Raw genomic sequence first — 14,598 nt, forward strand, 5'->3', positions numbered from 1 at the left:
GGAAATATGGCCTTAACAACACTTGAATTAAAAGATAAGACCTTTGGGACAAAATTCAGAGGCTATAATGCTGATGAAGTTGATGAGTTTTTGGACATTGTCACCAGAGATTATGAGGAATTGGTTCGTCTGAAGCAAGAACACGAAGCAGAATTGAAAGCCTTGCGCGAACGCCTCACTTACTTCGATCAGATGAAGGAATCGTTGAGCCAATCTGTCTTGATTGCCCAGGATACAGCTGATCGTGTAAAAGCAGCAGCGGAAGAGCGTGCCTTTAATATTAAGCAACAGGCTGAATATGATGCGCACAATCTTCTCAACGAAGCCAAAGAGAAGGCAAATGAAATCCTTCGTTTGGCGACAGACAATGCTAAGAAGGTTGCAGTAGAGACTGAGGAGTTGAAGAACAAGACACGTGTTTTCCATCAACGTCTTCGCTCTACTTTGGAAAGCCAGCTTGCCCTTGTAAATAACGCTGAGTGGGAAGAAATTCTCCAACCAACGGCGTCTTATTTGCAGACAAGTGACGAAGCTTTCCGTGAGGTCCTGGTTAAAGCGATTGATGAAGATGTGGAGTTGGAAGAGTTAAACCTTGATTATACTCGCCAGCTTACAGCTGAAGAAATTGCTGAACTCAATCGCCAGGCAGCTGCTATTGAAGCTGAATTGGAACAATCAGCAGACTAATTACATACTGATGAAGCAAAAACACAACGAATATTGATAGGTTTAGCGAGCAGGTGACGGTGGAAGACTTGTACTCACTCAATAGGAGTTATCATTTTGCGTATTTTTCCTTGAACTCAAGTAGGGGAAAACGTCTGTTCACGTTACGAACGTAGAGGGATAGGGGAAACTCTGTCTAAACTAAGGTGGTACCACGAACTTTCGTCCTTATTGGCGGGAGTTTTTTTGATGCTTATGATACGATTAGAAGAAGTAACGAAAGAAAATTTTGATGCCGTGCTAGATTTAAGTCTGGCAGAGGAAGACAAGCGTAAAGTGGCTCCGGTGGAGTATTCGCTTGCTCAAGCCTGGCTTTATCGAGAGGAAGAGAGGCTCTATCCCCTGGCTGTTCGTCTTGGCAAAAGGATTGTCGGTTTTGTCCTCCTTTCGGTAGATAAGGACAGGCAAACGGTCTTGCTCTGGCGCTTGCTGATTGATAAATCCTATCAAAACAAGGGCTACGGCCAGGAGGTTATTCGACAGGTAATGGTCCTAGCTAGGCAAACATTTTCTTGCCACCAGCTAGTCACTAGCTATGTCATCGGCAATCATAAAATGCGGTACATCTTAGAAAAACTCGGTTTCCAGTCAGCTGGAATGACTGGACATGAAATAAAAATGGAATATCAACTAAATAAGGAGATAAAATGAAATTAAAAGAAACACTTAATCTAGGTCAAACAGCCTTTCCAATGCGTGCAGGCTTACCAACACGTGAACCAGAATGGCAAAAGGCTTGGGATGAAGCAAACTTGTATGCTCGTCGTCAAGAACTTAACGCAGGCAAGCCAGCCTTCCACTTGCATGATGGACCTCCATACGCAAATGGAAATATCCACGTTGGACATGCCCTGAACAAGATTTCGAAAGACATCATCGTTCGTTCTAAGTCCATGTCAGGCTTCCGTGCACCATTTGTACCAGGTTGGGATACACACGGCCTTCCTATTGAGCAAGTCTTGGCAAAACAAGGTGTCAAACGCAAGGAAATGGACCTGGTTGAATATCTTGAAATGTGCCGTGACTACGCTCTTAGCCAGGTTGACAAACAACGGGATGACTTTAAACGCTTGGGTGTTTCTGCAGACTGGGAAAATCCATACATCACCTTGACTAAAGACTATGAAGCAGCTCAAATCCGTGTCTTCGGTGCTATGGCAGACAAGGGTTATATTTACCGTGGTGCCAAGCCTGTCTACTGGTCATGGTCATCTGAATCTGCCCTTGCAGAAGCTGAAATCGAATACCATGACATTGACTCAACATCTCTTTACTATGCTAACAAGGTCAAAGATGGCAAGGGACTCTTGGATACAGATAGCTACATCGTTGTCTGGACAACGACTCCATTTACAGTAACGGCATCTCGCGGTTTGACAATGGGAGCAGACATTGACTATGTCTTGGTTCAACCAGCTGGTTCTGAGCGTAAGTATGTCTTGGCAGAAGCCTTGGTTGATAGCTTGGCAGTTAAATTTGGTTGGGAATCCTTCGAAGTGATTTCAAAACACAAGGGTGCTGAATTTGAATATATCGTGACCGAACACCCATGGGATAGAGAAGTGGATGAATTGGTCATCTTGGGTGACCATGTTACCACAGACTCAGGTACTGGAATCGTCCATACGGCTCCAGGATTTGGTGAAGACGACTACAATGTCGGTGTCAAATATGGCTTGGAAGTTGCTGTAACTGTCAACGAACGTGGCTTGATGAATGAAGCTGCGGGTCCTGATTTTGAAGGTCAATTCTATGATAAGGTTGTGCCAACTGTTAAGGAAAAATTGGGTGACTTGCTCCTTGCTAGTGAAGTGATCAATCACTCCTACCCATTTGACTGGAGAACCAAGAAACCAATCATCTGGCGTGCAGTGCCACAGTGGTTTGCCTCTGTTTCCAAATTCCGTCAGGAAATCTTGGACCAAATCGAAGCAACAACTTTCAATCCATCTTGGGGTAAAACACGTCTTTACAACATGATCCGTGACCGTGGTGACTGGGTCATCTCACGTCAGCGTGCTTGGGGTGTGCCGCTTCCAATCTTCTATGCAGAAGATGGTACAGCCATTATGACCAAGGAAGTGACAGACCACGTTGCTGCCCTTTTTGAAGAGCATGGTTCTATTATCTGGTGGAAATCAGAAGCAAAAGACCTCTTGCCAGCAGGCTTCACCCATCCAGGTTCACCAAATGGCGAATTTACCAAAGAAACAGACATCATGGACGTATGGTTTGACTCAGGTTCATCTTGGAATGGCGTTATGAATGCCCGTGAAAACCTTGCCTACCCAGCAGACCTCTACCTAGAAGGTTCTGACCAATACCGTGGTTGGTTTAACTCATCCTTGATCACCTCTGTAGCCGTAAATGGTCATGCCCCATACAAAGCTATCTTGTCACAGGGCTTTGTCCTTGATGGTAAAGGCATGAAGATGTCTAAATCATTGGGGAATACCATCCTTCCAAGTGATGTTGAAAAACAATTTGGTGCAGAAATCTTGCGTCTGTGGGTGACATCCGTTGATACTTCAAACGACGTACGTGTGTCTATGGATATTCTTGGACAGGTTTCTGAAACCTACCGTAAAATCCGTAATACCCTTCGCTTCTTGATTGCCAACACTTCTGATTTCAATCCTGCAAGTGATGCGGTGGCATACGAAGAGCTTCGTTCTGTTGACCAGTATCTCTTGGTGAAATTCAACAAATTGGTAGCTCAAATTCGTGAAGCCTACGACAATTATGATTTCATGGCTATTTACAAATCTGTAGTAAACTTTGTAACACTTGATTTGTCAGCCTTTTACCTCGATTTTGCCAAAGATGTCGTCTACATTGATGGTGCTAAATCACTTTCTCGTCGTCAGATGCAGACAGTTTTCTATGACATCTTGGTCAAAATTACCAAGCTCTTGACTCCGATCTTGCCACATACGGCAGAAGAAATCTGGTCATACTTGGAACACGAAGCAGAAGAATTTGTACAATTGGCGGAAATGCCAGAGGTGGAAACCTTTGCTAATGAAGCGCAGCTTTTGGTTGACTGGGAAAACTTTATGGTCTTCCGTACAAAAGCTCAAAAAGCCTTGGAAGAAGCACGTAATGCTAAAGTGATTGGTAAGTCACTTGAAGCTCATTTGACTGCCTATGTCTCAGTTGAAACCCAGTCCTTCTTGGAGAGCTTGAATGCAGACCTTGCTCAGTTGCTCATCGTTTCAAACTTGACAGTAACCACGGAAGCAGCTCCTGAAAGTGCACTTGTGGTGGATGAAGTTGCCTTTGCAGTAGAACGTGCAGCAGGTGAAGTGTGTGATCGTTGTCGACGCATTGATACTAGTGTTGCAGAGCGCAGTTATGGAGCGACAATCTGTGACCACTGTGCAAGTGTTGTAGAAGAAAACTTTGCTGAAGCAGTAGCAACTGGATTTGAGGCATAATGATATGACAAAGTCTATCGAAAGATAGGCTTTTTCGTCTAAAAAAAGAAACCGTTCTGGTTTCTTAGATTTCGCTGACGATTGGGAAGGACATCTCAATCAATTTATCTGTGTGGATTGTGCGGATGGCTGCTTTGTTTATCTTCCGTTCATCAATCTTGCGATGAAGGAAAAAATCACGGATTTTTTCAATTTCTGACTGTTGGACAGAGCGGTATTTATTGCTGATGAGGAGTTCGTAGTGGCGGGGAGCCTGAGTGAAGATAACATCAGTATTTCCCGCAGAATAAGTCTCTACCAAAAATGCATCCGTATTGGCAAGTTGATTTTGAACCAACTGGCTATGGCTATTGGTTGTATTTATAATTTTCATGCAAAACCTCCTCTAACTCTATGGCTTCATTATAGCACTATCAGCAAGATTTGACTAGTCTTTTATAGTGTTTTTTGATCTAAAATCCATTGTTGCACGCCCCATTTATGGCTACCTCGTTTTAATTTTTCAAGGGCTTCTTGGATGGGAAACCAGGCAAGATGATTAAAATCTTCTAGTGGTTGTCCGATTTGATGATAGCTCTTAACCTGGTAGATGTAGGCAGGGTTGTGGAAGTGGGTATCTCGGTGGCTGGAATAAAAATATTCATCCGCCTGGCCATAATAATGCCCAATTTCAGCTGTAAATCCCAGTTCTTCCATCAATTCTCTTTCCAGGGCAATGAGGTGGTTTTCGCCTTTTTCAATTTCTCCACCCGGTAAAAACCAGGCGCCATTTGGTGCTTGAACCAGGATAATCTTATCATTTTCTTCATTTGGAATAACAGCATAGACTCCCTGGCGTAATTGATAGTCGACTCCTACTTGTTTTTCTCCAAATACTGCAATCTGTTCCATATTTTCCTCGCTTGATGTTTAAGAGCTTGAATTGTTAACATTATACCATTTTTTCATTATTTTTCCTTATGGAAGATGTTATTAAGTGTAATAATTTCCAGGCTCTATAATGTGCTATACTTAGATTATGGAAAACGATTACAAAAGGAGGGGCTCATGAAGGAAATCTATCCAAATATTTATACTTTTCCCATTGTATTGCCCAATAGTCCATTGAGAGAAATCCATGTTTACGTGATAAAAAGTCCGGAAAGGTCGGTCCTGATTGACACGGGCTACAATCATCCAGAATCTTTTGAAGCTATGTTAGCAGGATTGGCTGAATTAGGATTGGAAATGAAGGATGTTGACCTGGTTTTGACCCATCTTCATGCTGATCACACAGGGCTAGCGACAAGGTTTTATCAGGCTGGCGCTAAAATTTATGCTGGTCATGTGGATGGGATTTTGATGAATGAGATGGCAACGGGTCCTTATTGGGACAGGATGAATGATTATCGTCAGCTATATGGTATCTCCAGGGATGAGATGGCTGTGGAGGACAACCCTGGTTTCAAGTTTCATCTACCTAGTCAGGTCCCTTTTGATATTCTTGAGATTGGCAAGTATTTCAAGGTTGGAGGCTTTAAATTTGAAATTATCAATCTCCAAGGCCATACACCAGGGCACATCGGTTTATTGGACCGTCAGAAACAGCTCTTAATTGGAGGAGATACGGTTCTGGATCCGATTACTCCTAATATTACCTTTTGGGGATGGGATTATCCCAATATCCTAGGAACCTATCTAGCAACCCTGGATAAATTAAGACGAACACCGCTGCGTTTAATCTTGCCTGGCCATCGTAAGCCTATTGAAAATCATTTGGAGCGGATTGGAGTTTTAGAAACCCATCATTTTGAACGTTTACAGGAAATTTTAGATAGCATTTCGGAGGGTGAAAAGGTCACTGTCAGGGATGTATCGGCACGGATTAGTTGGCGCATTAAGGCTGATAGTTGGGAGGCCTTTCCAAAGGCTCAGAAATGGTTTGCTAGCGGTGAGACCATGGCCCACCTAGATTATTTGGTGCATACGGAACATCTAACTATGACTATAGAAGATGGCGTTGCACAGTTTGTCAAATTGCGTTCCAACATCACTCCTGTTGATTGATTTCTTCATCAGTTATAGGGCGGGCAAGGATGATTGGTTGCAAATAGGCGCTCTTGCGATCATCTCGATGTTCGCGATGATTTAGTTTTTTCTCTTTCAAAAACAGAACCTGTTCGTTTGAAACAGGCTCTGTTTTCTTTTTATAGATGAAACTAGACTGAGTATCCCTTTAGACTTCTTTGACTTTGGCGACGGTTTGCGCCTTAATCTGAATGTCTCCCTTGCTGGACATGACAGCGCGAAGATTTTTCTCCGTTGGATTTTCCAGATAGAAGTCCGTGATAGCATCTTCAATCTGGTCTTGAATGGTTCGTCGGAGCGGACGGGCACCCATTTTTGGATCATAGCCCAGGTCGACCAATTTTTCCTTGACCTTGTCTGTCACATGGAGGCTGATGCCGTTGGCAAACAAGCGCTTGTTGACATCTTCCAGCATGAGGCTGACAATTTCAAGCAGATTATCCTTACTAAGCGGCTGGAATTCGATGATACCGTCGAAACGGTTCATAAATTCTGGGCTGAAGAAGTTACCAAGCTGACCGAGGACTGATTGAGCCCGCCCTTCCATAGCAGCACCGAAACCGACAGAGGCCTCAACCTTGCCAGTACCGGCATTGGAGGTCATGATAATGATAGTATCTTTGAAGGAAACAGTCCGACCTTGCCCGTCTGTCAAGCGACCGTCATCCAGGACCTGCAAGAACATGTGCATGACATCTGGATGGGCCTTTTCTACCTCATCCAGGAGAATGAGCGAGTAGGGATTGCGGCGCACTTTCTCAGTCAATTGCCCGGCCTCTTCATAGCCGACATAGCCTGGAGGGGCACCGACCAATTTGGCAACGGCGTGTTTTTCCATGTACTCAGACATATCAAAGCGAATCATACTATCAGCTGAGCCGAAGAGCTCGATGGCCAGCTGTTTAGAAAGCTCGGTCTTACCGACACCGGTTGGACCAACGAAAAGGAAGGAACCGATTGGACGGTTGGGCGCACCCAATCCGACGCGATTGCGACGAATGGCCTTGGCAATCTTATCCACGGCATCGTCTTGGCCAATCACATGAGCCTTGAGGTCGCTAGCTAGGTTGATGAGTTGAGATTGTTCTTTCTCCTTCAAATCGCCGACAGGAATATTGGTTTTCTGCTCGATAATGGCCTCAATTTCCTTCTCAGTAATGAGTGGAATGTCCTCTTCACTGATAGTCGCCTGCTGCATTTCCTTGTATTTAGCAATCTGGTCGCGGAAGTAAGCAGCTTTTTCGTAGTCTTCATCACGAGTAGCCTGGGCTTTGCGATTTTCAGCATCGATCAGGCGTTGGTCAATCTCTTTCGGATCAATGAAATTGAGAGTCAGGTTCATCTTGGAACCCGCCTCATCCAAGAGGTCAATGGCCTTGTCAGGCAGGAATCGGTCCTGGATGTAGCGGTTGGAAAGGACAGCTGCAGCTTCAATAGCCTGATCTGAATACTTAACGTGGTGGTAGTCCTGGTACTTAGCCTGGATGCCCTTGAGAATGGTAATGGTCTCTTCGACGCTTGGCTCCTCAACCTTGACAGGTTGCATGCGGCGTTCCAAGGCGGCGTCCTTCTCGATAATACGATATTCATTGAGGGTGGTTGCTCCGACCAGTTGCATTTCGCCACGGGCAAGAGCTGGTTTGAGAATGTTGCCGGCATCCATGTTGCCGTCGCCAGCAGAACCTGCTCCGACAATTTCATGGATTTCGTCGATAAAGAGGATGACTTCCTTACGGTTGCGAATTTCCTCCATTAGTTTTTGCATGCGTTCTTCAAATTGTCCACGGATACCTGTTCCTTGCACTAAGCTAACAACGTCTAGGCGGATAACTTCCTTATTTTGGAGTTTATGTGGGACATCTCCGTCTACGATTTTCTGGGCCAGACCTTCGACAACGGCCGTTTTACCAACACCGGGCTCACCGATGAGGACGGGGTTGTTCTTGGTCCGGCGGTTGAGAATCTCAATTACGCGAGTGATTTCTTGGTCGCGTCCGATAACCGGGTCAATATCTCCACGACGAGCAATCTCGGTCACGTTAATACCAAATTCTTCCAAGAGGCCGTTTGGCTGTTGCGGTGCTTGCGGGATACCTCCGCCAGGCTGATTGGAGCGGCCGCCGCCTCGGTTCCCTCCTCCAGACTGGGTCGGAGGTGTCTGGTTGCGGTCACGTCCAGCTGGTGTGTTGTCAGGGTATCCTCCCAAATGATTGAAAAATTCACTGAAGGGATCCATGTTGTTAGGGTTGAAGTCGCCTAGGCCACGGAGAATGGCGTTGTTGGGGTCAGTCTTCATGATTTGGTAGCAGTTGTGGCAGAGGTCGACCTGCTGTTGTTTGCCGTTGAGGTTGGTGTAGAGATGGATGGTTGCGTCATTGATGTTACAGTTTTTGCAGAGCATAATTCTACCTCTTTCTTTGAAAAATGTGACCTTTGCTCAAATGGTCAATAAAGGTCAAATATAATTTAATTATAACAAGTTTTAGGAAAAAATCAAGAAATTGCTATGTGCTAGTCTATTTGCAGAAAAATGTGCGAGTATATGCAACAAAAACGTGTAAAAAAGAGACTTTTCAGTTACTTTGTGGTAAAATATACCTATACTAAGAAGAGGAGAAAGATTATGGAATCACACTTAGTGAGAATCATCAATCGTCTGGAAGCGATGGCGGGTGATGGTGGTACCCTCAAGCGTAATTTTGAGCGTGAAGGTGTTGTCGTTGCTGAAGTTGCCTACAGCTACGATGAAGAAAATGGTTCAGTATATACCTTGCGTGATGTTGCTGCTCGTGAAACCTATACGTTTGACAGCATCGACTTGATTGCAATGGAAATCTACGAATTGTTGTACTAATAAGTAGTAGAATGCACCTTCGGGTGCTTTTTAGTTTAAATGATGAATATTTTAGACAGGGATGTTGCATATTTATTCACGACGTGGTATAGTAGTGAGTATATGAAAAAATGGAGTAGTGGATGAAATGAATTTTTCTTTTTTGAATGATTATATTGCTTATTTTAATTATGGAGCCTTGGTAACTCTCATCATTGCCAGCTTTGTCGTGCTTTTCGGGAGCATCATCGGTATCTTGTTAGCCTTTGCCCAGCGGAGCAAGTATAAAATCTTGGCTTGGTTTGCCAATATCTATGTATGGATTTTCCGTGGTACGCCAATGGTGGTGCAGATTATGATTGGTTTTACCATGACACACATTGCGGCACCGACCTTCCAGTTGGGGATTTTGTCTGTTGACTTGACCCGTCTTTTACCAGGTATTATTATCCTATCGATGAACTCAGGTGCCTATGTGTCAGAGGTGGTCCGGGCAGGTATCAACGCGGTTCCTAAAGGGCAGCTGGAGGCGGCCTATTCTCTAGGGATTAGACCAAAACAGGCCATGCGTTATGTCATCATGCCACAGGCCATTAAGAATATCCTTCCAGCTTTGGGAAATGAATTTGTGACCATTGTCAAAGATAGCTCACTCCTGTCTACGATTGGGGTTATGGAGCTTTGGAATGGGGCAACGACGGTTTCGTCTACGACTTATATTCCTTTGGAGCCACTGATTTTTGCAGCATTTTATTACTTGATTTTGACCAGCTTGCTGACGCTTGTCATCCAGCATTTTGAGAAGAAAATGAACAAGGGAGGCCATTAAGATGGCGGAAACAATTATTTCAATTAGAGATTTACACAAGTATTTCGGGGAAAATGAAGTTCTGAAAGGAATTGACTTGGATGTGGAGCAGGGAGAGGTAGTGGTTATTATCGGACCGTCAGGCTCTGGGAAATCGACTTTCTTGCGGACCATGAACCTACTTGAGGTACCAACCAAGGGGACGGTGACCTTTGAGGGCGTGGATATTACGGATAAGTCCAACGATATTTTCAAGATGCGTGAGAAGATGGGCATGGTCTTCCAGCAGTTTAATCTATTTCCCAATATGACTGTACTGGAAAATATCACCCTTTCGCCTATTAAGACCAAGGGGATTGCCAAGGTAGAGGCTGAGAAAAAAGCCTTGGAATTGTTAGAAAAGGTTGGTTTGCCAGACAAGGCCCAGGCCTATCCACAAAGTCTCTCAGGTGGTCAGCAACAGCGGATTGCCATTGCGCGTGGTCTGGCTATGGAACCAGATGTGCTCCTCTTTGATGAGCCGACATCTGCCCTTGACCCTGAAATGGTTGGAGAGGTATTGGCGGTTATGAAGGATTTGGCCAAGGCTGGGATGACCATGGTTATCGTGACCCATGAGATGGGCTTTGCCAAGGAGGTCGCAGACCGAGTAATCTTCATGGATGGGGGCTATATCGTTGAGATGGGTAGTCCTGAATCAGTCTTTGACCAGACCAAGGAAGAGCGAACCAAGGACTTCTTATCTAAGGTACTATAGACCAGTAACTCCGGCATTGTTCGGGGTTTTTCTTGTTTTTTTGAAAAATAGCAGAGCAGGTTGGGAAATTGTCCCTGTTTTTTGTATAATGAAAGAAAACAATAAGGAGTTGGCATGACAATTATTGATGGTAAAGCCCTGGCGGTGAAATTGCAAACTGCCCTGGCAGACAAGGTCGCAGAAATGAAAGAAAAGACAGGCTTGGTTCCAGGTCTTGTGGTCATTTTGGTTGGTGAAGATCCTGCCAGCCAGGTCTATGTACGAAACAAGGAACGTTCGGCTTTGGCTGCTGGTTTTAAGAGTGACGTTGTTCGCCTTCCAGAGTCTATCTCAGAGAATGAATTATTGGACCTGATTGACAAGTACAATCAAGATGAGAATTGGCACGGCATCCTGGTCCAACTGCCTCTACCTGTTCATATTGATGAAGAAAAGGTGCTCTTGGCTATTGATCCGGACAAGGATGTGGATGGGTTCCATCCGACAAATATGGGGAAACTCTGGTCTGGTCATGCAGTCATGATTCCTTCAACTCCTGCTGGAATTATGGAGATGTTTAAGGAATACCAGATTGACTTGGAAGGTAAATCAGCCCTAGTCATTGGCCGTTCAAATATTGTTGGTAAGCCCATGGCCCAGCTCCTCTTGGATGCCAATGCGACTGTGACCATTGCCCATTCTCGGACCAAAAACTTGCCAGACTTGGCTCGTCAGGCGGATATTTTGGTGGTAGCTATCGGCCGTGGACATTTTGTCACCAAGGAATTTGTCAAACCAGGTGCAGTTGTCATTGATGTGGGGATGAACCGTGATGAAAATGGCAAGCTGATTGGCGATGTCAAGTATGATGAAGTTGCCGAACTTGCTAGTCACATCACCCCTGTTCCAGGTGGTGTCGGTCCGATGACCATTACCATGCTGATGGAGCAGACTTTCGAGGCTTTTAAGCGGTCATTATAGAAGATGGAAGGGCAGGTTATTCTGCTCTTTTATTACTGGTCAATATACATTTTTATAAATTCAGTCTTTAGACTGATTATAATTTATATGTAAAAGTTTACAATAAAGGTGTTCCTAGTAATGGGAACATCCTTTTACCCCAGGATTCAAGAATGCTTACAGTGGTTTTCTTGAATTTTCCTAATCTCCTTTAGGTGTCGACTGAGGTCGGCGCCTTTTCTGTCACAAAAAAGGAGCGGGAAAGAACTCGACTAATGAAAAGAGAGTTCGTCTTCCCGCCCCCGCTCAGTTGATTAGGACTAGTTCGGAGCGTTAAACGCGAACGAAACTGCCAATCAACCCCTGCGTCAATATGTTTTTGCTAATCAAATAGCCAGAAGTTAGACTTTATGCCCAACCTTAACATCTTATGGATTTGGAACAGAGAAACTGTCAGCATGTGCCAGGTCTCCGTAGGTATAACCACGGTCAAACCAGCGTTTGCGCTGTTCGGATGTACCGTGAGTGAAACTGTCTGGGACAGTCCGGCCGTAGGCTTCTTTTTGCAGGGTATCGTCACCTACTGCATGGGCTGCCTGCATGGCCTCGTCGATGTCACCAGCATCTAGCATGCCTTGGCCATCGACAAATTTGGCCCAAGCACCAGCATAGTAGTCTGCCTGCAGTTCCAGACGAACATTGAGGGCGTTTCCTTCCTTGTCAGACAGGCGGGCGCGCTCTTTATGGTAGGCACCGAGGACCTCTAGCTCGTTTTGAACATGGTGACCCACTTCGTGGGCAATGACGTAGGCCATGGCAAAGTCACCTTTAGCCTTGTAGCGGTTCCCTAATTCTTGATAGAAAGAGGTATCGATATAAATTTTTCGGTCAGCAGAACAGTAGAAGGGACCGGCTTGGGCTGATCCCATTCCGCATCCTGTGCTGGTTTGGTCAGTGTAGAAGACCAGAGTTGGAGCCTTGTAGGTCATGCCGTTTTTGTCAAATTCCTGGGTCCAGAAATCTTCTGTAGAGGCTAGGACCTTACTCATAAAGACAGCATCCTCATCGGAGACCTCAGTTCCTGCAGTTGATACCTGAGCGGATTGATAGGGATTGACTCCAGATGAACCGCCCAATAGACCTCCCAGTCCTGAACTACCACCAAAGAGTATGAGGACTAGGAAGAGGATGATTTTTCCCTTCCAGCCTAGTCGTGAAAAGAGAAGCCCCAAGAGCATGCCACCACCGGAAGAGCCACTTCGACTGGTTCCTCCAGGAAAGAAGGAGCCACCGTTGGACTGACCACGTCTGTCCTCTATATTTTTACTTTGTCGTTGATTGTCTAACTTCATATAAAACTCCTAAGTTTGTTCAAGTATATTATATAGTAAAATTCCTAAAAAGGCACAAGAAAGCAATTACAAATTTATTCTCTAATTCTGAATAATCTTGCGATTTTTGGTATAATGAAAGAGATATAGACAGAAGGAGCTGACATGGTTGACTATTTGTCGGTTAGTCATTTAACCAAGTATTTAAAATTAAAATTTGACCGTGATCCCTATCTAGAAAAGGTTTATTTGACAGGGCAGGTATCCAATTTCCGCAAGCGTCCGACCCACCAGTATTTTTCCCTCAAGGATGACAAGGCAGTTATCCAGGCGACCATGTGGGCAGGTATTTACAAAAATCTGGGCTTTGAGCTGGAAGAAGGTATGAAAATCAATGCGATTGGTCGGGTCCAGCTCTATGAGCCAAGTGGATCCTATTCGATTGTCATTGAAAAAGCTGAGCCAGACGGCATCGGAGCCTTGGCAATCAAGTTTGAGCAACTCAAGCAGTCCTTGACTGCAGAAGGCTTGTTCAAGCAGGAATTTAAGCAGCAACTGCCTCGCTTTACCCAGAAAATTGGTGTCATTACCAGTCCAAGCGGCGCGGTCATTCAGGACATTATCACGACAGTCAGTCGGCGTTTTCCTGGTGTGGAAATTGTTCTCTACCCGACCAAAGTGCAGGGTGAGGGAGCGGCTCAGGAAGTAGCTGCCAATATCCAGAAAGCCAATAGCAGGGAGGATTTGGATGTCTTAATTGTCGGTCGTGGTGGTGGGTCTATTGAGGACCTCTGGGCATTCAACGAGGAAATGGTGGTTCGAGCCATTTTTGAATCGCGAATTCCGATTATTTCTAGCGTGGGTCATGAGACGGACACGACCTTGGCGGATTTTGTGGCAGATAGACGGGCAGCGACCCCGACGGCAGCAGCAGAATTGGCGACACCGGTGACCAAGGCGGACCTCTTAGGCTATTTGAACCAGCAGGAAAACCGTGCCTACCAGGCTATGACCAATCGGATTAAGTTTCGGCAAAGCCAGCTGGACAAAATCAGTCAGTCGGTTATTTTCAGGCAGCCAGAACGGCTTTATGATGGCTATGTGCAAAAATTAGACCGGTTGACCAGCCAGCTACAGACTAGGATGAAAGAGATTTTCGGGGATAACAAGCAGGCCAGTGTCCTGCTCCAGCAACGCCTACAGGGCTTGCAATTGCCCCAGAAAGTCAGCCGTTATCAGGAGAAGGTCAGCCAGTTGCAACGCTTGCTCAAGAGCAATATGGCCAACATTTATGACAATAAAATGGCCAAGGCTGACAAGCTGATAGAGGCCATGACCATGCTGGATACCAGCCGCATCGTGGCGCGCGGTTATGCCATGCTGGAGCAGGCTGGTCGGGTCATTGATAGCGTAGAAAAGATTGAAAAAGATGAGCAGTTGACCATTGTCATGAAGGATGGTCGTGTGGATGTGGAGGTAAAGGATGTCCAAAAAAATGAAAACATTTGAAGAAAATTTAGCAGAACTTGAGGGAATTGTGACCCGCTTGGAGCAGGGAGATGTAGCCTTAGAAGAGGCTCTGGCTGAGTTCCAAAAGGGTATGGTCCTGTCCAAGGACTTGCAGAAAACCTTGGCTGATGCAGAAAAAACTCTGGTTAAGGTCATGCAGGCAGATGGTAGTGAAAGTGAGATGGTTTAGG

The 14,598-nt window shown here is 45.2% G+C and carries 14 protein-coding genes; 10 read left to right on the forward strand and 4 right to left on the reverse strand.

Annotation, left to right across the window (positions count from 1 at the left end; translation table 11 throughout):
• The first annotated feature begins 6 nt into the window (after positions 1-6).
• The 3 genes from NQZ91_10240 to ileS all read left to right on the forward strand — a co-directional run bounded on the left by NQZ91_10240 (position 7) and on the right by ileS (position 4,163).
• Positions 7-687 (forward strand): DivIVA domain-containing protein, encoded by a 681-nt coding sequence (locus tag NQZ91_10240; protein UUM57692.1) that lies wholly within the window; start codon positions 7-9, stop codon positions 685-687.
• A 234-nt stretch (positions 688-921) separates the two neighbouring features.
• On the forward strand, positions 922-1,377 hold the full coding sequence (locus NQZ91_10245) for a GNAT family N-acetyltransferase (protein ID UUM57693.1): 456 nt from the start codon (positions 922-924) through the stop codon (positions 1,375-1,377).
• Positions 1,374-4,163, forward strand: a complete 2,790-nt coding sequence (gene ileS / locus NQZ91_10250; protein UUM57694.1) for an isoleucine--tRNA ligase — start codon at positions 1,374-1,376, stop codon at positions 4,161-4,163. Before NQZ91_10245 ends, ileS begins: the two co-directional genes overlap by 4 nt.
• 64 nt (positions 4,164-4,227) lie before the next feature.
• Here the strand turns inward: ileS and NQZ91_10255 are convergent, their stop codons facing one another.
• Together NQZ91_10255 and NQZ91_10260 are read right to left on the reverse strand one after the other, a co-directional pair.
• Positions 4,228-4,536 (reverse strand): DUF1827 family protein, encoded by a 309-nt coding sequence (locus NQZ91_10255; protein ID UUM57695.1) that lies wholly within the window; start codon positions 4,534-4,536, stop codon positions 4,228-4,230.
• Positions 4,537-4,598: 62 nt separating this feature from the next.
• Positions 4,599-5,054, reverse strand: a complete 456-nt coding sequence (locus NQZ91_10260) for an NUDIX hydrolase (GenBank protein UUM57696.1) — start codon at positions 5,052-5,054, stop codon at positions 4,599-4,601.
• 156 nt (positions 5,055-5,210) lie between these two features.
• Here NQZ91_10260 and NQZ91_10265 point away from each other — a divergent pair, with 156 nt between their 5' ends.
• Positions 5,211-6,209, forward strand: coding sequence for an MBL fold metallo-hydrolase (locus tag NQZ91_10265; GenBank protein UUM57697.1), 999 nt, complete (start codon positions 5,211-5,213; stop codon positions 6,207-6,209).
• Between the two features lie 169 nt (positions 6,210-6,378).
• Here the strand turns inward: NQZ91_10265 and NQZ91_10270 are convergent, their stop codons facing one another.
• The gene (locus NQZ91_10270; protein UUM57698.1) at positions 6,379-8,631 is read right to left on the reverse strand and encodes an ATP-dependent Clp protease ATP-binding subunit; all 2,253 of its coding nucleotides are present in this window, start codon (positions 8,629-8,631) and stop codon (positions 6,379-6,381) included.
• Between the two features lie 222 nt (positions 8,632-8,853).
• On the opposite strand from NQZ91_10270, the gene NQZ91_10275 reads away from it, so the two are divergent.
• The 4 genes from NQZ91_10275 to NQZ91_10290 all read left to right on the forward strand — a co-directional run bounded on the left by NQZ91_10275 (position 8,854) and on the right by NQZ91_10290 (position 11,588).
• Positions 8,854-9,084 (forward strand): DUF1797 family protein, encoded by a 231-nt coding sequence (locus tag NQZ91_10275; protein ID UUM57699.1) that lies wholly within the window; start codon positions 8,854-8,856, stop codon positions 9,082-9,084.
• Between the two features lie 127 nt (positions 9,085-9,211).
• Positions 9,212-9,892 (forward strand): amino acid ABC transporter permease, encoded by a 681-nt coding sequence (locus NQZ91_10280; protein UUM57700.1) that lies wholly within the window; start codon positions 9,212-9,214, stop codon positions 9,890-9,892.
• Position 9,893: 1 nt separating this feature from the next.
• Positions 9,894-10,628, forward strand: a complete 735-nt coding sequence (locus NQZ91_10285) for an amino acid ABC transporter ATP-binding protein (GenBank protein UUM57701.1) — start codon at positions 9,894-9,896, stop codon at positions 10,626-10,628.
• A 114-nt stretch (positions 10,629-10,742) separates the two neighbouring features.
• Positions 10,743-11,588 carry a bifunctional methylenetetrahydrofolate dehydrogenase/methenyltetrahydrofolate cyclohydrolase gene (locus NQZ91_10290; protein UUM57702.1) on the forward strand — a complete coding sequence of 282 codons (846 nt, stop codon included), beginning with the start codon at positions 10,743-10,745 and terminating at the stop codon, positions 11,586-11,588.
• Between the two features lie 407 nt (positions 11,589-11,995).
• Here the strand turns inward: NQZ91_10290 and NQZ91_10295 are convergent, their stop codons facing one another.
• A complete protein-coding gene (locus tag NQZ91_10295) occupies positions 11,996-12,919 on the reverse strand; it encodes a neutral zinc metallopeptidase (protein ID UUM57703.1) in 924 nt (307 codons plus the stop codon).
• Between the two features lie 144 nt (positions 12,920-13,063).
• Here NQZ91_10295 and xseA point away from each other — a divergent pair, with 144 nt between their 5' ends.
• The gene (gene xseA / locus NQZ91_10300; protein ID UUM57704.1) at positions 13,064-14,407 is read left to right on the forward strand and encodes an exodeoxyribonuclease VII large subunit; all 1,344 of its coding nucleotides are present in this window, start codon (positions 13,064-13,066) and stop codon (positions 14,405-14,407) included.
• Complete coding sequence (locus tag NQZ91_10305) at positions 14,382-14,597, forward strand: exodeoxyribonuclease VII small subunit (GenBank protein UUM57705.1); 216 nt, start codon at positions 14,382-14,384, stop codon at positions 14,595-14,597. Before xseA ends, NQZ91_10305 begins: the two co-directional genes overlap by 26 nt.
• Position 14,598 lies beyond the last annotated feature (1 nt).

Source organism: Streptococcus suis, assembly GCA_024583055.1.
GTDB classification, from domain to species: domain Bacteria; phylum Bacillota; class Bacilli; order Lactobacillales; family Streptococcaceae; genus Streptococcus; species Streptococcus suis_V.

Bases quoted from the DNA above. Each gene is read 5' to 3' on its own strand.
- NQZ91_10240 (UUM57692.1), top strand. From the start codon at position 7: ATGGCCTTAACAACACTTGAATTAAAAGATAAGACCTTTGGGACAAAA.
- NQZ91_10245 (UUM57693.1), top strand. From the start codon at position 922: ATGATACGATTAGAAGAAGTAACGAAAGAAAATTTTGATGCCGTGCTA.
- ileS (UUM57694.1), top strand. From the start codon at position 1,374: ATGAAATTAAAAGAAACACTTAATCTAGGTCAAACAGCCTTTCCAATG.
- NQZ91_10255 (UUM57695.1), bottom strand. From the start codon at position 4,536: ATGAAAATTATAAATACAACCAATAGCCATAGCCAGTTGGTTCAAAAT.
- NQZ91_10260 (UUM57696.1), bottom strand. From the start codon at position 5,054: ATGGAACAGATTGCAGTATTTGGAGAAAAACAAGTAGGAGTCGACTAT.
- NQZ91_10265 (UUM57697.1), top strand. From the start codon at position 5,211: ATGAAGGAAATCTATCCAAATATTTATACTTTTCCCATTGTATTGCCC.
- NQZ91_10270 (UUM57698.1), bottom strand. From the start codon at position 8,631: ATGCTCTGCAAAAACTGTAACATCAATGACGCAACCATCCATCTCTAC.
- NQZ91_10275 (UUM57699.1), top strand. From the start codon at position 8,854: ATGGAATCACACTTAGTGAGAATCATCAATCGTCTGGAAGCGATGGCG.
- NQZ91_10280 (UUM57700.1), top strand. From the start codon at position 9,212: ATGAATTTTTCTTTTTTGAATGATTATATTGCTTATTTTAATTATGGA.
- NQZ91_10285 (UUM57701.1), top strand. From the start codon at position 9,894: ATGGCGGAAACAATTATTTCAATTAGAGATTTACACAAGTATTTCGGG.
- NQZ91_10290 (UUM57702.1), top strand. From the start codon at position 10,743: ATGACAATTATTGATGGTAAAGCCCTGGCGGTGAAATTGCAAACTGCC.
- NQZ91_10295 (UUM57703.1), bottom strand. From the start codon at position 12,919: ATGAAGTTAGACAATCAACGACAAAGTAAAAATATAGAGGACAGACGT.
- xseA (UUM57704.1), top strand. From the start codon at position 13,064: ATGGTTGACTATTTGTCGGTTAGTCATTTAACCAAGTATTTAAAATTA.
- NQZ91_10305 (UUM57705.1), top strand. From the start codon at position 14,382: ATGTCCAAAAAAATGAAAACATTTGAAGAAAATTTAGCAGAACTTGAG.